The organism is Streptomyces sp. NPDC060002 (genome assembly GCF_042737245.1).
GTDB lineage: Bacteria > Actinomycetota > Actinomycetes > Streptomycetales > Streptomycetaceae > Streptomyces.
Window position 1 is genome coordinate 14712 of the sequence record NZ_JBHWUW010000076.1, and the last position, 20411, is coordinate 35122.

Sequence of the window (20411 nt, forward strand, 5' to 3'; positions counted from 1 at the left end):
GGTGATACGTGATCGGGGGGGAGCCTAAAACGTTCCGTCAACCCCGTGCAACGCATCTGCAAAGCATGTGCCGACTTGGCACAGTGACGAGACGAAACGTTCACACGGGCCTCAACTGTCCGACGGGTCACTGGCTTTGCGGGTCCGCAGGCGGTCAAGTGCATGGCGGGCACGGCCTGCAACCGCTTTCGCGCTGCTTCCTCGCATCGCCAGTACCCCGAGCACGCCGAGGAATCCGAGCGGTACACCCGCTTCCGGCAGGAACATCCCGACGGCGGACGCGATGACGAGGATCACATCCGCGAGCACGACGGTGACGCCCCGTCGGCCCGGGTGCTCCTTCACCATCCAGGCGCCGAGGAGTGCCATTCCGGCGAGGGCCCAGTAGCCGAAGGCGGCCGCACCGGTGACGGTGGCGCCGGCGTCCTCGCTCGTGCGGGCCGCGTCGCCGACCGCGGAGAAGTAGCCGGTGAACGCGATGGCGAGGATGCTCACCCCGAGCGCCAGGAGCAACTGGGTGCGGCGGCGGAGGAGCCAGAGCGCGAGGCCGAGGAGCAGCGCGGTGACGACCGCGAAGAAGGCGGAGCCGCTCTGGGAGGCGAGGGTGATCACCGTGTAGAGCGCGGCCACGCCGAAGACGATGCGGGGGAGGAGGCGGACGGCCCAGGCGTCGCTCTTCTCCTGGCGGAGGAAACGGCGGAGGAGGGGGAGGGCCGGGGCGGTGGGCGCCGGGGCGGTGGCTCTGTCCGGCCGGTCGGCGGTGGGCTGTGGTGTGGTGCGTGGAGTACGGGAGGTGCGCGGGGTACGGGCATTGCCCGGAGTGCGGCTCATAGGCCGGTCACACTCCCATTCCGGTGTCGTTCGACTGCTCCGGGGCCGGGGGAGCCGCCGGGGTGTCGGTCCTGTCCGGGGCGACGATCGACTTCGCCTGCGGGGTGACGCCGGGCAGGAAGCTGTGGGCCTGTACGGCGGCTTCCCCCGATGTAGGGAGAGTGAGCGACTCGAGGGGGGCCGGTCCCGTCCTGGCGTTGACCGTGACACCGGGGAGGTACGGGGCGTGGGTCCGGACGTCGGGAGCCGACGCTGCCGTGGACTCCTGTGACGGTTCATGGTCGCCGACCTGCTGCTGGTCCTCGACGCTCGGCAGAACCACCTCGTGATCGGGGCGCAGCACTTTGATCTCTTCGACGAGCCGCTCGACGTCCGCCTCACGACCGACGCCGTCCAGAGTGGCCACACGGGCGCAGACTTCCAGGACGGCGGCGCGTTGGACCTCCGCAGAGGGCAGCGACCTGAGCTGCTCCAGATCGAGGTACCCGGCGGCCCAGTACTTCTGGCTCGGCGGGTTGTTCTCGTCGGGTGCGCGGAAGTGTACGTGGGAGCGCACCCGGCCTTCGGACAGCAACTGCCTGCTCTCGGACGGAAGCCCCTTCAGTACGTCCTCTGGCAGGTCGTACATGAAGTGGATGTTTTCCGGCCCCGTCGTGCAGCGAAGTTGGGGCATCTCCGTCTCGTAGGCGACACTCCACGGCACCATTTCTCCGGTGAAGACGATCGCCTCACCATCGGTGGCCTTGGCGTAGTTCTCCGAGAGGGCGCTCCAGGCGTCACGGGCCAGGGCATCGCCCTGTGCCTTGTTGAGGCCCAGGGCCGTGTACACATCGGCGTCCCACAGGTGGAGTTGGCCCAGTTCCTCCCCGCCAGGCGTGCCCTCCAGGTAACGCGCACTGCCATCGACGCTCGCGTTTTCCATATCGGTCCAGACAGAGGCCACGAACTGGCTGCTGAGTACCTGGTCCTGCGGCAGATCGGGGTGCGGAATGCCGAAGGACCAGAAAGCCGACTTCATGCCCTCGCGGGGGGCTTTGACGTCGAGCTTTCTGGCGTAGTCGACGATGTACTCCTGGGGGCTCTTCCCGGCTTTGTCCGCAGCCTCGATGATCTCGTAGGCGATGCGTTCGCCCTCTCCCTCGGGAAGAGCAGCAGCTGCGGCGGTCTGCCGGGCAAGGGCCTGTTGGACGGGAGTCCGAACGGCGGTGGCCTCGCTCACTCGATCTCCTGCGGGTAGCAGTCCACGTTGATGGTGACGCCACGGAGGCCCACCCCCGTGGGTGTCACTCCCCCGCTGAAGACTTCGAGCATGATGACCGGCTCCTCCGGGCTCGCGCCCCGCCATACGGCGAGTCGGTACGGATTGCGGTTGCGCAGACGCCTCTCACGGGAGGGAAGCCGGTGGCTTCGGCCTTCGGGGAAGTCGGGAGCGTCCCAGCCGCCCGAGAATTCCGGCGCTCCGAGCACGTCCCTGGCGGCGGCTTCGTAGTGGGGCCATACGCTTGCGGCTTCCTCGAGGACCGAGTCGTTCTCTCCGGACGATTCGGCCCTGAGATGCCACGTCGTCCAGCCGAGCGACTTGACCGGGCTCCACCCGCCCTCGATGACGGGCGTGAGGCTCAGCCGGCCACCCGTCGCGGTACGCACGGCGAGTACGCGATCCTCGGGCAGCGGCTTCCAACCGAACAACGCGCACCAGTCGTCCAGGGCGCGCCCCGGAGTGGGCGGGCCGGCCCACACCGCGGGCCAGTCCACGTGCCCGAGGCCGGTCAGCTCCTGGGCCAAGTGCTGCGGCGATTCCTCGATCTCGAAAGTCGGCATGTGTGCTCCCGCCTCTGTTTCCTCGTACGTCAGTGCCTTCGAGCCGGTGCATGGTCGTCTGGCTCGCGAGGACCATGACAGCTGAGCTCGATCCTCGCATCGGCCGGAGTCGGCCGGTCCTCGGAGCCGGTCCCCAGCGTTGCCTTCAGCTCGAACACAGGGGCTCCCGGCGTGCGGAACCGCCACACCGCGACCCGGTACGGATCATGGTGGTCCAGGCGCCATTGCGGGCTGTACCAGGTTCCCCGGCCCGGCAGTTCCGGGAAGTCCGGTGTGTTCCAGGTGCCGTTCCAGGTCGGGTTTCCCAGGAGGCCGCGCAGGGCGGTCAGGCAGGCGGTCCAGTGGGCCTCCGCCAGGTCGGTGACGCGGGCGTTCTCGTCCGTGTCCCGGGCCCGGGCCGACCACACCGTGTGGTCGATCCGGGTCACCGGGCCGCCGGGAGTGGCGGCGAGATACAGGCGGCCGCCCAGGGCCGTACGGACACGCAGTCCCGCCTCGGCCCACAGCGGACGCCAGTCGAACCCGGCGCACCACCTCGCCCGCTTCTCCGGGTCCTCCGGAACCCCCGCCCACACCGTGGGCCAGTCCACGCCGATGAGCCGCTCCAGTTCCGCGACCAGTTGGTCGGGACTGCGGTTGGCGGTCAGGGCGGGCATCGGATGGCTCCTTGGTGTGGGAGGGGAGGCGGAGGCGGCAGAGCGGGGCTAGACGCGGCCGCTGGGGCCGCGGGGGTCCCTCGGAGGCGGGGCCGGGGCCGCCGGAGGGGTCGGCTGACGGGGGACCGACGGCTGCTGCATCGGCGGGTGAGACTGGGGCGCGGCGGGACGTGGCTGGGGGGCAGGGGTCGGACGCGACTGAGGTTGCGGCTGGGGTTGCGGCTGAGCCTGGGGCTGCGGCTGGGGAGACGGCGCGGTGCCGCTGTTCTGGTTCGGTGCCTGCGTGGCGCTGACCCGGTTGCCCCTACGGCGGCGAGTCGGGTCGCCGCCACTCTCGTCGAGAGGCTTGGGCTTCTCGAACTGCTCCCGGTAGTTCTTGTGCGTCGACTGGGCGCCCTCGTACGCGGTCTTGTTCTTTTCCTTCTTGCTCATCTCGAGGTGACCGTTCCTCTGGAGCTTCCCTCCGAGGACCTTGTTGTCGAAGCGCCTGGCAGCGCCGCTCGCCACGCGTCCGGTGATCCGTCCGGCGGAGCCGTCCTTGGGGGTGATGAGGCCTGCCGTCTTGTCGACCAGCTTCGAGCTGCTCGCGCCGGCGGCATCCCCGACGCCCAGAGCGTCGTCCGCGCCCGCGACCTGCGGGCTGAACTTTCCGGACAGCAGGTTCTTGAGCAGCATGATCACGGCGATGGTGACCAGCAGGAGCATCAGCAGCTGCATGCCCAGCGGGATCTGCAGCGGCAGGATCAGCTGGTAGAAGAGCAGCAGGATCGTGAGGATCACGCCGAATCCGGCGCGCAGCACGAAGCTGTGCACGAAGGTCTGCCACCAGCCCCGGAGCAGTTTCTGCTGGGTCGGGTGGATCGAGATGATCGCGACCAGGGGCAGCAGGATCACCATGATGAGCGTGACCGCGTGCCACAGCAGCGTCAGGGCGCTGAGCACGATCACCATCAGGCCGACGATCAGCGAGGCGACCAGTGCGTAGACGCCGATGCTGATGCGGTTGGAGGGCTTGTCGCCGGACCACTGCTCATAGACGCGGGCGTCCTCGTTCTTGGCGATCCAGTTGCGCAGTTCGCCGTACTGGTTCTCCTTCGCCTTGATGATGTCGCCTTTTTCGTTTTCCTCTATCTCGACCGGTGAGGGGTGCTGGTAGTACTCGATGTTCGTCACCGACTGGACGATGACCTGCTTGACCCGTAGGTCGCTGCAGCGCTTTTCCGTACCGAAGTCGCACTTCTGGTCGCTCTTGTACTCCATGCGAGCTTTGCCGGGGTCGCCGAACTGACCGATGGCCCACGGGCGGAACGCGAGGGTGTCGTACATGGCGCAGCTGGAGATGCGCATGCCGCGCTGCGGGGCGCTGTCGGGCAGGTCGCAGGGTGGCTCGACACCGTCGATCGCGCCGTCCAGCACGGCCTCGGTCAGGGCGGCGTTTCCCTGCGCGATTCCCGAGTCGGCCGTCTCGACCACGGCCACGTAGTTCCCGTTGACGAGGAACGCCGATACGGCGATGACGACGAACGCGGCCCAGCCGACGCCCGACCAGACCTCGCGCATGTCGCCCTTGCGCCACTTGCCGAACACCCAGAGGCCGGTGAGCAGGATCATCGTGGGCACGGCGAGCTTGAAGACGCCGTTGTTCAGGCGGTCGACGACACTGTCGTCACCCGAGACCGTGCCGTCGTAGAGGGCGGCCAGCGGGCTGGGGTTGGAGGAGATCTCCTTGATGCTGATCGCGGCCCGGCTCATGATCTTGCTCAGGTCGAAGATGGCCTGGGCGACGCCGTTGTAGATCTCGTTCTGGAGGCTGCACTCGTCGTCGTCGGCGGCCTGCCCGCGCTCGCCCTGCTTCGCATCGTGCTGGCTCTGCTGGGTCGAGGCCCAGTTGAGACCGCGCATGGCGCTGAGTTCGTAGAGCGTGTACTTCGACGCGGGGCCGTCCATCTTCGTGGCCCCGGCGACGAGTTCGCGCTTGCCGTCCCATTGCTTCACCGAGGGGAAGATGTTCTCCGCGGCGGGGCCCGGCATGTCGGCCTTCTGGTTGATGCTCTGCTGCGCCCAGTCACAGGTGTCGAAGAGGGCCTGCGCCTGCTGTGGAGCGGAGAACGAGAGCGCGATCACCCCGAGGACCAGGAACAGCACGGCCCGCGCGGCGATGCCGGTGCTGATGAGTTTCTCGCGCGGGGAGCGCCTCGTCCGGGGCCGTGCCGGACGGCCGGAGCGCGGCCGGAAGCGGGTCAGCATGAAAAGCCCTTCGGAGGGATCAGTTGGCGTAGTAGTTCGTGAGGACGCACCCGTCCACCTGCGCAGGCTCCTGCGTGTAGCCGCTGGGGATCTGGCGTTCCGGATCGCACGACAGGGCCACGAGCCCGGAGGCCTTCAGGTCCTCGATCGTCTCGGTGCCGCCCGGCTCCACCGCGAAGTCCTTGCCGATCAGGATGGAACCGTAGTTCTTGGCGTGCATGGAGGTCTGGAACTTCTTCATGTCCGACAGCAGGAGCAGCGTGCTGGAGTCGTCGTAGTTGTCCCGGCAGACGGCCCGCTCCTTGATCCCCCAGGCGGGGTCGCGGGTCATGTTGTCGTCGCCCCAGGCGGGATCACGGTCTGCCAGGGAGGAGTCGTCGTACTCCTCGCCCGGCGTCAGATCCAGGCAGGATCCGTACTGGTTGAGGTAGTACGCGACGGACGCCATGTCCGAGGCCGCGGGCAGGCCGGTGCTCGTGGGCGCGCTGCTGTTGTCGGCCTTGCCGGTGCCCGTGCTCGCGCCGGTCTTGCCGCCGCCGTCGCTGTTCCCGCCGTCGCTGTCGCCGCCGCACGCCGTCATCGACGCCGACACGAGGAGAAGGGCGCCGATGGTGATCGCTCGCCTGAATCGCATGGTTTCGCTCGCCTTACTCGGGGACGTAGTTGGTCAGGACACAGCCGTCCACGAGGGCCGGCTCCTTCTCGAAGCCGCTCGGCACCACCAGGTCCGCGTCGCACGACAGGAATCTCAGGTCGGACTGCTGGAGGCCGCGGATCGCCTCGTCGCCGACCGGAACGACCGCGAAGTCCGCGCCGACCAGGAACTCGTCGCCGCTCGCCTTGGCGGCGGTCTGGAACTTGTTCATGTCGGAGACGGTGAGCAGCGCGATGGGCCGACCCGACCCGTCCGTGCACACGGCGCGCTCCTCGATGCCCCAGGCAGGGTCCTCCGACTCGTCCGTGCCCCAGGCGTCGCCGTCGTTGCCGCTGTCGTACTCGTCGCCCGTTGCCACGTCCTGGCAGGGGGTGTACTCGTTCAGGTAGCTCGCGATGGATGCGGTGTCCGACGCCTTCGGCAGGCCGCCGGCCGTGGTCTGCTCGGTACCGTCCCCCGAGCTGCCGGAGCCGTCCGAGCCGAAGACGGAGTCCGCGCCGGTCTTGGCCCCCGAGCCGGACTCCGAGTCCGAGCCGCACCCGCTCAGCGTCGCGAGCAGCGTGAGGGCTGCGGCCCCGGTGGCGAGGCTTCTGGACAGGCGCACGGGGGAACGGACTCCTCGGTGGGGGTGCGTGTGGGTGGGGCTGGTGAGGCGCGTCATGCTGTCGCCGTCGCCGCTTCTTCCGCCGGTGTCGCCGACCGTGCCGGGTCCTCCTCCACCTCCTGGAGGAACGTCCAGTCCCAGACGCTCAGGGGCGGGTTGACGCCCTGGCGGGCCGGGCGGGTGGTGCCGTTGGTGTCCGTGGCGGCGAGGATCTCCTGGAAGACCAGGTCGACGGCGACCGTGCCGACGCGCTTGTCGACGTCGCGCTGGAGGCAGACACCCGTGCGGAGCTCCTGGAGGGCCGCGATGACCTTCGGGTCGTTCTCCGGGCGGCCCAGGAGCGGGGCCACCAGGGACGCCTCCTGCGCCGACTTCTGCTTGAAGGCGAAGACCGTGTGGATCTGGTTGGCGCCGCCGCTGCGGGCCTCGGAGTCCTCGATCTGGACCAGGTCGATGGCCTGCTGGGTGATCAGGACGGTGACCGCCAGGTACGAGCGGCCCTGCTTCAGTGCGCGGCGCATCAGGTCGCGGCCGGACTCCGTGGCGGTGACGACGTACGCCTCGTCGACGAAGAGCGCCTTCGGGCGGAGGCCGATCTCGCCGGTCACCGGGTTCTTCTCGTAGCCGACGTCGAGCATCTGGCTGCCCAGTTCCACGACCGCCATGAGGGCCGTCGCCGCGAGGCGTTCCGCCGGGTTCCAGCTGCGCGGGTCGGAGGCCGCCGGCGACTGGAAGCCGCGCAGGGTGATGACCGTACGGCGCTTGCGCATGCTGGACAGGGGCTGCGGGTGCTCCGCGAAGGAGAGACGGGCGTAGGGGAGCGTGCGCAGCTCGGTCAGGAGCATCTGCGCGAGCTTCAGGTCCTTGATCGCTTCCCGGTCGCCGCTGGCCATCGCTTGGTCGTACGCCGCGACGACCTCGTCCACGACCTGCCACAACGTCGGCCTGGGGACGGCCACTTCGGCGTCGCGGGCCGTCAGGCCCTGCTCGACGGCCTGGCGGATCGCGGAGTTGTAGCGGCCGATGACGGTGGCCATGCCCTCGATGACGGGGAGGCGTACGCGCTGGTAGTCCTCGTCGCCGAGGAAGCCCCGGAGCATGGTCTCGGCGAGGAGGCGGCCCGCGGGGACGTCGCGGGCGATGACCCACGGGTCCAGGACGCCGGCCTGGCCCTTCAGGAGGTCGACGACCTCCGTCTCCGCCCAGAACTCGGGGTTCACCGGCCGGAACTTGCTGGCGGGGGTGCCGAGGAGGCCGGCCTCCGCGTCGCCCGCGAACGCCGGATCGTTCACCTGGGCGCCGAAGCCCAGGTAATAGCAGAGCTGGGCGAAGTCGGTCTTCGGGTCGATGACCAGGCAGCGGACGCCCGACTCCGACTCCTCGTAGAACTTCTGGAGGGCCAGCGAGGACTTGCCACCGCCGGACGCGCCGACGATGGCCAGACCACCGCCGTCGTTGCGGGCCGGGCCGACGTGCAGCGAGTAGTGGACCGGCATCTTGCCCGCCCAGCCGACCAGGTTGCCGACCCAGCCCAGGCGCTTGCCGGAACGGTGCTCGGGGTTGTCGCCCAACTCCGTCCCCGCGGTGGGCAGTCCGGCGCCGAGCTGTTCGACCTCCTGAAGCCGCAGGTAGGGCGCGATCGGCAACTTGGGCGCGTCGCCGGGAAGTTGTGCCTGGAGCAGCCGCCACTGCTGGCGGGTCGGGCGCAGCAGGGTGACCTTCAGGTCCTGCTTGAACTGCATCTCCAGGACCCGGCGCCGGCGCTCGAGCTCCTTCACGTCGTGTGCCGAGATCGTGAAGCGGATCTGCGCCTCCATGCCCGGCATCTTGTGCTCGTCGATGTCGTCGACGAGCTCCTGGGCGCGGGTGACCTGGGTGCCCAGCTTGGTGTCGGGGCTGCGGCCGGAGTTGGCCATGTCGTTCATCTCGTCCACGAGGTTGCCGCGGATCTTGTCGGCGCGGTCCTTGAACTTCAGGTACGGGATGAGCGTGAACCGCATGTCGATCTCGACGGGGAAGTCCACGTGCTGGGCGGCGTAGCGCGCCCACGCGGTCGACTGGCGGAAGCGGGTCTCCGCGGGCCAGTTGGCGGCCACGAGGGTGGTGGTGTAGCTGGTCTGCTGCTCGCCCGTCACCTCGTCGTACTGGTTCAGCACGATGTGCGTCTTGCGGTTCTCGCCGGAGAAGTCGACGACCAGGTCGAACTGGTTCGGTCCCCAGGCGCGCGAGCCGAGCACCGGCTCCGGCGGCACCGGCAGATCGCCGTGGAGCGGCTTGCGGATCAGCCAGACGAGCTCCTCGCGGCTGAGCGGGGTGCCCTTGAGGCCCTCGAGGCTCTCGTGGACCTCGACGGCGACCTGCGTCCACTCGGCGAGGACGTGCGGCGAGAGGTACTCGTCCGCGACGCCGGTCGCGGTGGCGGCGGCCTGGTCGGCGGCGCCACGCACACCCTGGAGCAGGCCGGGCTCGTCGTACGGCTCGTCGTCCTGGGCGACGACCCCGCTGCCGCCGTTGGTGCGCTTCAGCGAACCCAGCTTCACCAGCAGGATGTTGCGCTCACGCTTGGCGCCGATGCGCTCCTGGTACTCGGCCTTGCGCAGGTTGTACGCCTTGTAGTTCTCGGTGGGCTCCCAGGCGATCGCGTTCAGCTCCTCCGCCCAGGTCATCGCGGTGATCGGCTGGTAGACCTTGCGGTAGTGGCACTCGACGTTGCGGTCGCCGCGGGCGAGGTTGAGCAGACCGCGGGCCGGGCCCTCGGCCATCGCCTGGAGCTCGCCGGCGTTCAGGTACTCGTCGATGGCGTTGGGCAGGACCATGCCCGTCCACACCGAGTCGCCGTGCACGAAGATCATGTCGTCGGCGTAGCGGTAGGGGAGGCGGAGGTCCTCGCGGCGGGCGGCGGCCGACGAGCCGGACGGCCTGGAGCGCGCCGAGGACGACTGCTTCGAGCCGCCCTGGCCGTTCTTCTTGCTCGACGAGGCGGCCATGATCATGGCGACCACGAAGAAGACGGCCGCCCCGCCCAGAAGGATCAACATGAACATGGAGGACTCATCCTGCGGTAGTCGACATCGGGAAGTGGTGGGGTGAGCGCGGGGTCAGCGCCTGGCGGCGGCGAACGCGCTGCCGCGCTCGGCGGCGGCGCGGCGCGCGGCCTCGTAGTGGGCCTGCCAGCGCGGCGAGCCGGGGGCGAAGAGGATGACCTGCCAGTGCAGGTGCTCCGGCTCCTGGTCTGCGGAGAGGCCCTGCAGCCGCTTGGGCTGGAACCACCAGTCGGTCCACACCACGATCTGCTGGCTCAGCGTGAGCGCCGAGGGCAGCGGGCGTCCCCAGACGAAGTAGATGCCGAACGGCGGCCCGAAGTAGAGGATCGACGTCCACATCGACATGCCGAGGAAGGGCAGGAACGCCGACACGGTGAACAGGGTGATGAGCCAGACCAGCCCGAAGCCGAAGGCCGCGCCCAGCGCGGGCAGCAGCAGGCCGGGCAGCGGGATGTTGCCCCAGTTCCAGATCCTCTTGGGGCGGTTGACCAGATCGGTGTGGTCGTACGCGACCAGCGGCTCCGGTGCCTCCTGGCTCATGTCTGCGAACTCCCCTGTTAGGGACGGCTACTGGCGGCACGTCGGGCAGAGCCCGAGCGGTCCGTCAGTTGCCGCCGCCGATCTGGCTGCCGAGGCCGATCAGGACACCGGCGAGGCCGCCGGCGCCACCGATGATCAGGGCGGCCAGCGCGATCATGCCGAAACCCTGGAAGGCCTCGCGCATGCCGTCGCCGCGCTTCATCGACAGGAGCATGCGGATGCCGAGGATGAGCAGGGCGATGACGGCGACCATGGTGCCCGCGTTGCGCAGGATGTCCTCGATCTGCCCGAACATGTCGTTCAGGGTCGTCTCGGCCATGTACATGGTGGTTCCTCTCGGGTGGTGGAGCGGCGGTGAGTGGTATGGGGGTGGGGGCGCGGTCCGGTCAGGACTTGCCGGGCTTGGCCGTGGAAGACGGGCCGGCCGCGGAGGCTGAGGCCGAGGGTGAGGGGGCTCCGGAGACACCGGCCGAGGGCGAGGCCGTCCCCGTCGCGGCATCACTGTCGGTGTCGCTGTCGGCCCGGCCGCCATCGGCGTCGAGCACCCCGCCCCGGACGTCCTTGATGAACCATCCCTGGGCCGTGCTGACCATCGTCATCCGGTACGCGCGCCGAACGGCGACGCCCTTCGCGTCGGTCCAGTCGACGGCCACCCGCACCTGGACGGCCTGTCCGACGCTGTAGGCGTACGGCTTGGTGTCCTGGACGCTCACCGGGACGAGCGCGACGACGGTGCCGATCTGCGGACCCGTCAGGCGGCCGGCCAGACCGGTGGTGGCCGTCAGGGTCGCGTCGGGCGTGAGGAAGCGGGCCATGGCGGTGGCGTCGGAGGCGCCCCAGGCCTCGAAGTAGCCCGGCAGCACCTCCTTCTGGAGCTGCGTGGACAGGGTGTCGTCCACGACCTCGTCGCCCTGGTCGACCGCGGGCACGTCCGCGGCGGCCGGCAGCGGCATCTGGCCCACGTCGCCGGCGACGCGCATGCCCTCGCCCGTCTTGAGGTTCTCTACGTACACGGGGACGGTGAGGGTGGTGAGCGTGCCGTCGTCGGTGCGGACCTGGACCCCGATGTAACGGCCGTGGTCGCCGTACTCGGGAAGCTTCTCGGCGGTGCCGTCCCAGGTGACGGAGACAGCCTTGCTGGTGCCCTCACCGCTCCAGCCGCAGTCGGGGTCGACACCGGCGGAGGCGTAGCGGGCGAGGTCGGTCCGACGGGTGGACGCGGTGTCCGGGGTGAACGTCATGCAGAGCTGCGCGTACTGCTCCGCGAAGGCCGCCGCCTGCTCGGTGGGGAACTCGGTGAGGCGGTACCGGGTGGCGTCCGACGCGTCCAGCCCGGCGGTGGTGGACCCGGACGACTTGCCGACCACCAGTCCCATCACGCCGCACGAGCCCAGCGCGAACACGCAGGTCGTGATCAGCAGGGTGGCGCGGAGCGCGACGTGCGTGCGGCGCCCGCCGCCGGGGATACGGCCACCGGGCTTGGGCACGTCGAAGTCGCGCGCGGGGGCGGGCCTCGGGGCGGCCTGGCCGGGGGTGACGGCGCCGGGGGCACCGGGGGTGACGGCGCCGGGGGTGACGGCGCCCGCGGTCGGGGCCGCCGTGGCCCTCAGCGACATCGTGGAAGAGCTGTGGGCGGGGGCCTGGTGGCCGTGCTGGGGCGGGTGGTGGGCGGCAGTGGTGGGCGTGGGCGCCGGCGCGGTGGCCGCGGCGGTGGCGGCTGTCGCCGTACCGCCCCGCTTGCGCTGCTCCTTCTCCGCCTTCTTCTGCTCGTACGCCGCCTTGCGCGCCGCCCGCTCGCGCTCGCGCTTCTCCTTCTTCGACTCGCCCTGGGACCGCGTCTCACGCGGCGGCAGCGACGGGACGGCGGCCTGGCCGGCCCGGGGCGTGCTGCGCACCCAGGCGGCGGCGACCTGGGCGCGGGCCGCGTCGGAGGGCATGGGCTGCGGCTGCTGCGGTGCGGGGGCCTGTTGCGGGGCGGGGGCCTGCTGCCCTTGCCCCTGCCACGCCTGCTGCTGCGGCTGCTGGGAAGGACCGAAGGACCCGGGCTGCCCGGAAGGCTGGCCTCCGCCGACCGCGCCAGCAGGGCTGTTGTGGTCTGTCATCGAGTCGGTTACTCCAGCGAGTCGGTTCCCCGTCCGCCTGGGCGGGTTCACGACCGCACCGCACGACGGGCCCTGGCCCGGCCAGGTGCGCTTGGCAGTGTGACAAAGACCTGTCACCGGACCGGTGCCGCTTTCCTCGCCGGGACTGCGGGAATTCCCGATGCCGTGTCCATGAGGAAAGCGGTCGGGAAAACTGTCAGGGACACGGCGGGAAGGCGTCATGCCGTACCGGCCCGCCCTGGGCCCACAATGCGCTGGGCACGTGTGCCCGAGGTGCTGGGTACCGCCACCCGGCACCATCCCCTGGACCCGACGGACCCGGCTAAGGACGAGAGTTGACCGACCACAACGGGCACCCGCAGCAGCCGCAGTACCCGCAGCAGCCGCAACCCCCGGAGCAGCCCGACCCGCGCACCTGGGAGATCCCCCAGCAGGCTCCGCCGGTCCAGCAGGTCCCTGTCCCTGCTCCGGCCCCTGCTCCGGCTCCTGCTCCGGCTCCTGCTCCGGCTCCTGCTCCTGCTCCGGCTCCTGCTCCGGCTCCTGCTCCTGCTCCGGCTCCTGCTCCGGCCCCTGTCCCCGCTCCGGTATCCGCCCCCGTCGCCGTACCGGCCCCTGAGCCGGCCCAGGCCTCGCCGCTCTTCCAGGCCGAGCGCGCCTGGGTCGACGGCTACGAGCCCGGCAACCCCTGGCAGGCCAGCCTGTGCGTGGAGACGCCGTACGGGACCTTCGCCTATCCCCTCACGCCGAACACGATTCCCGAACTCCTCGAGCAGCTGGTCCTGGTGGCGCAGGAACAGCAGGGGATGCCGGTCGGTTTCGACGAGGATCCCGAGCCGTCGTCGCCGGACGAGGAGGCGATGGACGAGGAGCAGCAGGCGTCCGCCTCCGACATGCACAGCGGTCGCGCCGCGCGTCTGACGGGCTGGGCCGTCGTCCACGACCTGTGGGAACGCGAGGACCCCACGGCGCGCATCGTGATGGGCGCGGCGGTGGTGGTGCTGTTGCTGCTCGGTATCTTGCTGACCTGATCACGCGATACCCGGCCAGGTGCCGCCTGATCACACGGCAGCCGTAACTCGACCGAACGACCGATGGGGGCAACGATGTCCGGCACCGCAGAGGGCGCCGAGGAGCCGGAGTTCTACTTCGCGGACGTCTTCGTCTTCGTCTCCGACTACCTCGCCCAGATGATCCGCCGCCGGGTCAACGGCAGCACGGCCACCTGGTGCCCGAGGTGGTGGGAGCACCCCGAGGCCGGTGCCCGTCTCTCCGCGCTCTGGCTGGCCTGGGAACACCTGCGCCAGGACCCGGCGCTCGGCATGTCCACGTGGTGGCTGCACCACGCCGACCCGCATCTGCGGGTCCTGATGGACGCCGACTCGGGCCCGTTCGCCGCCTGTTCACCCAAGGACGGTCACACGGCGTACCCGTTCGACCCGCTGCCGGTGGATCCGCGGCCTTCCTGAGCACCGGACCGTCGGGAACACGTCGTACGGCAGGAGTGACGGGGTGCTCGGCGTCTCCCTCTGCGTGGCGTCGACCGCTGGGGCACGCCCTGACACGTCGCCCGCCGCGCCGCGGTGAAGTGGGCCCGGACGGAGTGATCAGGCCCGGCCGAGCCCGACCGGGGCAAACGCTTCCCCCTCACGCACTCCCGCTTCCCCTTCCCTCTTTCCCGAAGCCGGTCGCTCCTTTCCTCGCCGGGAATTCCCCCGACTCCCCGCTTCCGCCTCCCCCTACCGTGTCCCGGTCACCCGCCGTACCGGCTCAGCACAAGGGAGGCGCGGGAACGTGGACTTGCCTGCGGAGAACAAGCGCACGGGGCTCTTGGCCCTGGGGGTGCTCGGGTTTCTCCTGATCGCCGTGCTCACCGTGTTCACCGTCTTCGACGGAGACGACGAGGGCGACGGCGCTGACGCCAAGGGCGGCTCCGCGGTGCCCACGGCCACCTCGGACGGCAGCGCCGCCGGCTCGGACGGCGCGGGAGCCGACGGCGACGGATCGCAGAACACCGCGGTCGCCCCGATCGTCTCGGCCTCCGAAGCCGTGAAGGCGCATGCCGCCATGGTGCAGTACATGGCCGGGCTCACCACGTACGACCACTCGAGCAATGCCGCGACCTGGAGCGTTCCGCTGCTCCGGCTCACCACGAACGACGACCGGATGAAGGCCGCGACCTCGCTGCCGACCGGTAAGGAATGGGCGACCTGTCAGGCCGGGCAGTGCTCCTCCAAGGGGGAGGCCGTCGTGGTGCGCGATGCCCTGGTCTCGGACGACCTGGTGCGGGACAGCGGCCGCTCGATGTCCACCCTGGTCAAGGTGACCGCCACGCACACCGCGGGCGGGCAGACCACGACCGAGTCCAACCAGTGGCTGGTGACGGTCAGGGAGGACAGCGGCGACTGGCTCGTCTCCGGGTTCGACGTCTTCGGCCTCGGTGACGTGGGCGCGTCCGACGACTCGGGGGTGTGAGCCGGCATGGTTGCACCAGCGGTACTGGCCGCCGCGAGCAAGGCGGCGAAGGTCGCCAAGGCCGCGAAGGCGGCCAAGGCGGCGACCCAGCGCGGCGGCGGTCAGGGCGGTGGCGGCGACAAGAAGGACAACAAGTGGATGTGGCTGGCCGGCGGGGTCGGCTGCCTGCCCATCGCCGGGGTCGGCACCCTCGTCCTGGTCCTGATGGGAAGCATGATCGGCGGAGTGGGCGCCGGTGCCGCGGCGGCCTCCTGTAAGGACTACGCCGACAACGCCAACGCCGGCAACACCAGTGACGCCGCGGCCACCAACCCGGTCATGCCGGCCGGCAAGATGTACATGCCGAGCGAGACGGCGCGCAACGAGATACCGCCGAAGATGATCCTCGCCGCGATGCGCGCCGCCGCCCGCTACGACGGCCTCGACTGGACGCTCATCGCCGGGCAGATGTACCAGGAGACCAAGTACGGCCAGGACCCCTCGGCCGCTCCCGGTGGCGCGAACTCTCTCGGCTACATGGGCATCCTCCAGTTCGGCAAGCCGGCCTGGACGGACTACGGCGCCGACGGCAACGCCGACGGCACGAAGGACCTGTACAACATCGACGACGCGGCCTGGGCCGCCGCCAACTTCCTGCACGCCAAGAAGGCCGAGACCGCTCCCTTCAAGGCGCTCCAGGTCTACTCCGGCTCGACGGCCGCCAACACGATCTACCCGCGGGTCGTCCTCACCCAGGCGGCCCGCTACCGCGGGGTGCTCACCGGCGACCAGGACCTCATCAAGCGCTGGTACGCGCATCTGAAGGAGACCATCGAGAAGAACCCCGGCTTCCCCACCCTCGGGCAGCAGTCGGACATTCCCGAGCCGGTCGGAAACAACGCCCAGCCCGGCTCCGCGCTCAGCATCGCCGCGACGCCGGCCCGCTCCTGGTCGACACCGGCGCTGGACGACGACAGCGGTGACAACAGCACGACCGCGATGTCCCTGGCCGCGTACAGCAGTGACATCAGCGGCAGCGGCGACAGCGCCAGCATCGGCACCGGCTACGCGACGACCGTGTCCTTCCCCCTTGCCAAGGTGCCCACCACCGGCAAGGACTGGCAGTGGCCCATGAAGCAGGGCACGTACACGGTCGGTACCCCGTACCACCAGAACGGCCGTATGTGGAGCCTCGGTTACCACACCGGCCTCGACCTGGTGGCCTCCAGCGGCACCCCGATCTACGCCCCGGCCGACGGCAAGGTCGTCCACGCCGGTCCCGGCGGCTCGTACGGCAACATGACGAAGCTCGAGCACGCGGGCGGGGTCATCACGCTCTACGGCCACCAGACCTCGATCAAGGTGTCCGTCGGGCAGACCGTCAAGCGCGGTCAGCAGATCGGCACGGTCGGCGCGACCGGCAACGTCACCGGACCCCACCTGCACTGGGAGGTCCTCGTCCCCGGTGTCGACAACCCGTTCGTGGGCGGTCAGGACCAGGGCCCGGGCATGGTCGACCCCGACGGGTGGATGAAGGGCAAGGTCACCGCCAACCCCGACTACGGGACCGTCCCGGGATCCGACGAGAGCAGCAGGGACGCGCAGTACGCCGACTGCGCCGAGGACAACGGCGGCGCCGCGGTGGCCCCGGACGGCGCGGGCGCCTCCGGTGTCCTTCCCGACGCCGACGACCCGGTGATCCGAGCGGTCCTCGGCTGGGCGCAGCGCGGCATCGGCGTCCCGTACGTGTTCGGCGCCCCGCGGCTCCAGGGCGAGAACCCCACCAGCTTCGACTGCTCCAGCTTCACGCAGTGGGCGTACTACATGGCCAGCGGCGGGAAGATCAACATCGGTACGACGACCTACACGCAGGAGCCCTACCTCAAGAAGTACGAGGTGCCACTGTCCGAGGCGCAGCCCGGCGACGTCATCTTCTTCCGGCCGGAGGCAGGTCATTCGGGCCATGTGGGCCTGGTCTGGGACCCCAAGGGCCACAAGATCATCCATGCCCCGCGTCCGGGCAAGTCGGTCGAGTTCAGCAACTGGGACTATCAGGACAAGATCACCGGCGTCTACCGCGTGCCGATCCCCAAGGGCACGAACGCGGTCGAGGGCGACGGCAAGGACAGTGGAACAGGAGCATGAACAAACAGATGAGGCGTCACCTTCTTCCCCTCACCGGGGCCCTGGTGTCCCTGGGACTGGTCGCGGGCTGCGGCGGAGGCGACGACACGGGCAAGGGCGGCGCGGCGAACGGGAAGGCGACGCCCAAGGCGTCCGCGTCCATCGCCCAGGGCCCCGCGTACCAGGGCGCCGCACTGCCCGGCCTGGCGCGCAAGCCCGCCTGGAGCCTGGCCGCCGACGGCGTCACGGGATGCCCCGGCGACCCGGTCGAGCGGGCCACGAGCAGGGTCGTCGGAGACCACTCGCAGACCTGCGTGCTCGGTGACGCCGTCGTCCTCACCGAGGACGCGACGACGTACCCCGACAACACCGGCGGCACACCGCAGGAGTACCTCTTCCGGGCCCGTCTCCTCGACGCGGCCACGGGCCGGGAACGCACGTCGGTCGAGGTCGCGATCCCCGCAGACGGCTGGTCGAGCGACCGGGATCCGGCGCCCGCCGAGTTCTTCACCATCGGCCAGTGGAAGGACGGCACACCCGCCCTCCTGGCCGTCGACGGCGACGTGACCCCGGCGAGCGGCCTGAAGAAGGAGTCGGTCCGGACGACGTACACCATGTACGCCCCCTCCGGCGCGAAGCTGGGCAGCTCGGCCTACGACGGCGCGGACGGCGCCGACTTCACCGTCGAGGCCGGCCATGTGCGGCTGAAGGAGGGGAGCGACAGCGGCTCCTACGCCCCGCTCGGCGGCGGGGCCACCGTCGAGGTCCAGGACCGGTGGGAGGACCAGGCGCCGATCGGCCCCGGCTTCGGCTACCGGGTGGTGACGTCCCTCGCCGAGCTCTACGTCAGCGGCGACCGGCTCCAGGTCGGTGACCGGCTGACCGGCAAGGAACTGTGGAACACGGAGGGCGTCACCCTGCCCGCCGCGGTGGCGGCGCAGACCCCGGACGGTGACCGGGCGGCCGCCTCCCTCTTCCCGCTCGCCGGGGACAAGGGCCTGCTCGCCTGGGGCCTGAAGGACGACACGTACGACGCGCTCCTGACGGTGATCGACCTCAGGACGGGCCGCACGCTCGTGGAAGGCCCCAAGACCGCCCTAGACCCCAACGACGCGCACGAGCAGGTCGTCGTCCTCTCCGCGGACGGCAAGAGCGTCGTCACCCAGTTCGGCGGAGGCGCGGTCGCCTGGGACGCGGAGACGGGCAAGGAGCTCTGGCGGCAGGGGGAGGACGAGCAGGAGATCGAGCCGGTGGCACTGCCGACCGGCGACGTCCTGTACGCCTCCGTCAGCGACATGGGGCTGACGGCGCTCGACATGCGCACCAAGAAGGTGCTGGCCTCCGGCCTCGAACCCGACTCCTCGCTGAACGACGACATCGACGTCCTGGAGCGCACGTCCGACGGCCACACCCTGCTGGCGACGAGCGACGGCGTCTTCGTCTTCGCTCCGGAAAAGGCCTGACCCGGCTCTCCCGGCCACCCCCAACCCCACCCCCCAGACAACTCAGCAAGTCCACAGTCCAGAAAGGACGGACCCGCGGGTGACCGCAGAACAGCAGAAGAAACCCCGCGCCGAGGACGACTGGACCTTCGAGATCGTCATCGCCGTCGCGGTCGTGCTCCTCGTCGGGGCCGGTGCCTGGCTGGCGGCGAAGGTCGGGGCCGGGTACGCCGACGCGCCCGCGCCGCCCGCGAACCCGCTGACCTTCCTCGTCGAGGTGATCAAGGGCGACTACAGCTGGCCGGGTTCGGCGGCCAGTGCCGTCGCGGCCGGCGAGGCGGTCGTGGTCGGGATCCTGGGCCTGGTCGCCTACCGGGTGCGGGAGCGGTTCCGGAACAAGCCCAAGGTGGACGGTGCCGCCCAGCACCTCGCGAAGGGCGAGGAGCTCGGCAAGCTGACGATGAAGGGCGCGGCCGCCACGGCCGAGCGCCTCGGGGTGCAGTCGAGCACGCCCGGCGTGTTCATCGGACGGTCCGTCAAGGGGCGTCAGCCGCTGTACGGGTCGTACGAGGACATGCACGTCGACATCTGGGGCCCACGGACCGGCAAGACGACCCGGCGCGCCATTCCCGCCATCCTGGACGGGCCCGGCGCCGTCCTCGTCACCTCCAACAAGCGCGACATCGTGGACGCGACCCGGGGTCCGCGGACCGCGCGCGGCCCGGTGTGGGTGTTCGACCCGCAGCAGGTCGCGCAGGAGGAGCCGAGCTGGTGGTGGAACCCGCTGTCGTACGTCACCGACGTGGCCAAGGCCCGCAAGATGGCCGACCACTTCGCCAGCGGTTCGCGGGACGCCAACGCCTCCACCGACGCCTTCTTCGACCCGGCCGGCCAGGACCTGCTCGCCAACCTGCTGCTCGCCGCCGCCTGCGCCAAGGCGCCGATCACCCAGATCTACACCTGGCTGTCCAACCCCAAGGACGACGCCCCGGAGCGGATCCTGCGCGGCGCCGGACACGCCATGTCCGCGGACGGGCTGGCCGGCGTGATCAACGCCCCCGACAAGCAGCGCAGCGGCATCTACGGTGTCGCCCAGCAGATGGCGTCCTGCCTGGTCAATCCCGAGGTCAACCGGTGGGTCACGCCCCCGGCCGACGAGTACGCGGGCGAGTTCGACCCGCACGCGTTCGTCCGCACCGGCGGCACCCTGTACTCGCTGAGCCGGGAGGGGCGCGACTCCGCCGGGCCGCTGGTGACCGCGCTGACCGTGGCCGTCGTCGAGGCGGCCGAGGAGTACGCCACCACCCAGCGCGGCGGCCGTCTGCCGCTGCCCCTCGTCGGCGTCCTCGACGAGGCGGCCAACGTGTGCCGCTGGCGGACCCTGCCCGACCTGTACTCGCACTACGGCTCGCGCGGGATCATCCTGATGACGATCCTCCAGTCCTGGGCGCAGGGCATCGAGGTGTGGGGCGAGCGCGGCATGGAGAAGCTGTGGTCCGCCGCGAACGTCCGCGTCTACGGCGGCGGCGTGTCCGACACCCGCTTCCTGGGCGACCTGAGCGAGCTGGCCGGCGAGTACGAGCTGCGCGAGTACCAGACCAGCCGTGAGTCGGAGTTCGGCGGCTGGTCCGGCAACCGCGCGATCAGCGAGTCCACGCGCCGCGAACGCGTACTCCAGGTCTCCGACCTCGGCGCGATGCCGCCCGGCCGGGCCCTCGTCCTCGCCTCCGGCACCAAGCCGGTACTGGTCGAGACGGTCCCGTGGTGGGAGGGCGCGTACGCCGCCGAGGTCCAGGCCTCGCTGAAGAAGTACGACCCCGGGGCGCGCTGACAGCCGTACCGCGACGAGCGACGCGCGACGAGCGACGAGGGGCCCGGTTGTATGGTGGTAATG

17 protein-coding genes are annotated in these 20411 nt (G+C 70.4%); 6 read left to right on the plus strand and 11 right to left on the minus strand.

From position 1 onward, the window contains the following. Positions 1 to 111: 111 nt before the first annotated feature. From ACFWBD_RS37830 to ACFWBD_RS37880, 11 genes are all read right to left on the minus strand, one after another. Entirely contained in the window at positions 112 to 831 is a 720-nt protein-coding gene (locus tag ACFWBD_RS37830; RefSeq protein WP_385677526.1) for a hypothetical protein, read from the minus strand. A gap of 7 nt (positions 832 to 838) precedes the next feature. Next, a complete protein-coding gene (locus tag ACFWBD_RS37835) occupies positions 839 to 2050 on the minus strand; it encodes a hypothetical protein (protein ID WP_385677529.1) in 1212 nt (403 codons plus the stop codon). Further along, positions 2047 to 2652: a hypothetical protein gene (locus ACFWBD_RS37840; protein ID WP_385677532.1), complete on the minus strand. Its 606-nt coding sequence runs from the start codon at positions 2650 to 2652 to the stop codon at positions 2047 to 2049. Before ACFWBD_RS37840 ends, ACFWBD_RS37835 begins: the two co-directional genes overlap by 4 nt. Before the next feature lie 29 nt (positions 2653 to 2681). Beyond that, on the minus strand, positions 2682 to 3308 hold the full coding sequence (locus tag ACFWBD_RS37845; protein WP_385677535.1) for a hypothetical protein: 627 nt from the start codon (positions 3306 to 3308) through the stop codon (positions 2682 to 2684). A 48-nt stretch (positions 3309 to 3356) separates the two neighbouring features. Beyond that, entirely contained in the window at positions 3357 to 5555 is a 2199-nt protein-coding gene (locus tag ACFWBD_RS37850; RefSeq protein WP_385677538.1) for a hypothetical protein, read from the minus strand. A 19-nt stretch (positions 5556 to 5574) separates the two neighbouring features. After that, positions 5575 to 6189, minus strand: coding sequence for a hypothetical protein (locus ACFWBD_RS37855; RefSeq protein WP_385677541.1), 615 nt, complete (start codon positions 6187 to 6189; stop codon positions 5575 to 5577). Positions 6190 to 6202: 13 nt separating this feature from the next. Continuing rightward, positions 6203 to 6814, minus strand: a complete 612-nt coding sequence (locus ACFWBD_RS37860) for a hypothetical protein (RefSeq protein ID WP_385677544.1) — start codon at positions 6812 to 6814, stop codon at positions 6203 to 6205. 53 nt (positions 6815 to 6867) lie between these two features. Next, positions 6868 to 9858 (minus strand): ATP-binding protein, encoded by a 2991-nt coding sequence (locus ACFWBD_RS37865; RefSeq protein WP_385677547.1) that lies wholly within the window; start codon positions 9856 to 9858, stop codon positions 6868 to 6870. Between the two features lie 54 nt (positions 9859 to 9912). After that, positions 9913 to 10398: a hypothetical protein gene (locus ACFWBD_RS37870; protein WP_351766872.1), complete on the minus strand. Its 486-nt coding sequence runs from the start codon at positions 10396 to 10398 to the stop codon at positions 9913 to 9915. A gap of 64 nt (positions 10399 to 10462) precedes the next feature. Then, positions 10463 to 10717 (minus strand): hypothetical protein, encoded by a 255-nt coding sequence (locus tag ACFWBD_RS37875; protein ID WP_230195104.1) that lies wholly within the window; start codon positions 10715 to 10717, stop codon positions 10463 to 10465. A gap of 67 nt (positions 10718 to 10784) precedes the next feature. Next, on the minus strand, positions 10785 to 12500 hold the full coding sequence (locus tag ACFWBD_RS37880; RefSeq protein ID WP_385677551.1) for a conjugal transfer protein: 1716 nt from the start codon (positions 12498 to 12500) through the stop codon (positions 10785 to 10787). Positions 12501 to 12835: 335 nt separating this feature from the next. On the opposite strand from ACFWBD_RS37880, the gene ACFWBD_RS37885 reads away from it, so the two are divergent. The 6 genes from ACFWBD_RS37885 (at position 12836) to ACFWBD_RS37910 (ending at position 20348) form a co-directional block, all read left to right on the plus strand. After that, positions 12836 to 13528, plus strand: coding sequence for a hypothetical protein (locus ACFWBD_RS37885; protein WP_385677554.1), 693 nt, complete (start codon positions 12836 to 12838; stop codon positions 13526 to 13528). 75 nt (positions 13529 to 13603) lie between these two features. Further along, entirely contained in the window at positions 13604 to 13966 is a 363-nt protein-coding gene (locus ACFWBD_RS37890; protein ID WP_385677557.1) for a DUF4913 domain-containing protein, read from the plus strand. Positions 13967 to 14291: 325 nt separating this feature from the next. Beyond that, the gene (locus tag ACFWBD_RS37895) at positions 14292 to 14972 is read left to right on the plus strand and encodes a hypothetical protein (protein WP_385677560.1); all 681 of its coding nucleotides are present in this window, start codon (positions 14292 to 14294) and stop codon (positions 14970 to 14972) included. A 6-nt stretch (positions 14973 to 14978) separates the two neighbouring features. Then, positions 14979 to 17096: a peptidoglycan DD-metalloendopeptidase family protein gene (locus tag ACFWBD_RS37900; RefSeq protein ID WP_385677563.1), complete on the plus strand. Its 2118-nt coding sequence runs from the start codon at positions 14979 to 14981 to the stop codon at positions 17094 to 17096. After that, positions 17093 to 18538: a PQQ-binding-like beta-propeller repeat protein gene (locus tag ACFWBD_RS37905; RefSeq protein WP_385677566.1), complete on the plus strand. Its 1446-nt coding sequence runs from the start codon at positions 17093 to 17095 to the stop codon at positions 18536 to 18538. Before ACFWBD_RS37900 ends, ACFWBD_RS37905 begins: the two co-directional genes overlap by 4 nt. A 79-nt stretch (positions 18539 to 18617) precedes the next feature. After that, the gene (locus ACFWBD_RS37910; protein ID WP_385677569.1) at positions 18618 to 20348 is read left to right on the plus strand and encodes a type IV secretory system conjugative DNA transfer family protein; all 1731 of its coding nucleotides are present in this window, start codon (positions 18618 to 18620) and stop codon (positions 20346 to 20348) included. Positions 20349 to 20411: the final 63 nt, after the last annotated feature.

Excerpts from the sequence above, each read along its gene's own strand:
- ACFWBD_RS37830 (WP_385677526.1), bottom strand. The coding sequence starts at position 831 with ATGAGCCGCACTCCGGGCAATGCCCGTACCCCGCGCACCTCCCGTACT.
- ACFWBD_RS37840 (WP_385677532.1), bottom strand. The coding sequence starts at position 2,652 with ATGCCGACTTTCGAGATCGAGGAATCGCCGCAGCACTTGGCCCAGGAG.
- ACFWBD_RS37845 (WP_385677535.1), bottom strand. The coding sequence starts at position 3,308 with ATGCCCGCCCTGACCGCCAACCGCAGTCCCGACCAACTGGTCGCGGAA.
- ACFWBD_RS37850 (WP_385677538.1), bottom strand. The coding sequence starts at position 5,555 with ATGCTGACCCGCTTCCGGCCGCGCTCCGGCCGTCCGGCACGGCCCCGG.
- ACFWBD_RS37855 (WP_385677541.1), bottom strand. The coding sequence starts at position 6,189 with ATGCGATTCAGGCGAGCGATCACCATCGGCGCCCTTCTCCTCGTGTCG.
- ACFWBD_RS37865 (WP_385677547.1), bottom strand. The coding sequence starts at position 9,858 with ATGTTCATGTTGATCCTTCTGGGCGGGGCGGCCGTCTTCTTCGTGGTC.
- ACFWBD_RS37870 (WP_351766872.1), bottom strand. The coding sequence starts at position 10,398 with ATGAGCCAGGAGGCACCGGAGCCGCTGGTCGCGTACGACCACACCGAT.
- ACFWBD_RS37875 (WP_230195104.1), bottom strand. The coding sequence starts at position 10,717 with ATGGCCGAGACGACCCTGAACGACATGTTCGGGCAGATCGAGGACATC.
- ACFWBD_RS37880 (WP_385677551.1), bottom strand. The coding sequence starts at position 12,500 with ATGACAGACCACAACAGCCCTGCTGGCGCGGTCGGCGGAGGCCAGCCT.
- ACFWBD_RS37890 (WP_385677557.1), top strand. The coding sequence starts at position 13,604 with ATGTCCGGCACCGCAGAGGGCGCCGAGGAGCCGGAGTTCTACTTCGCG.
- ACFWBD_RS37900 (WP_385677563.1), top strand. The coding sequence starts at position 14,979 with ATGGTTGCACCAGCGGTACTGGCCGCCGCGAGCAAGGCGGCGAAGGTC.
- ACFWBD_RS37905 (WP_385677566.1), top strand. The coding sequence starts at position 17,093 with ATGAACAAACAGATGAGGCGTCACCTTCTTCCCCTCACCGGGGCCCTG.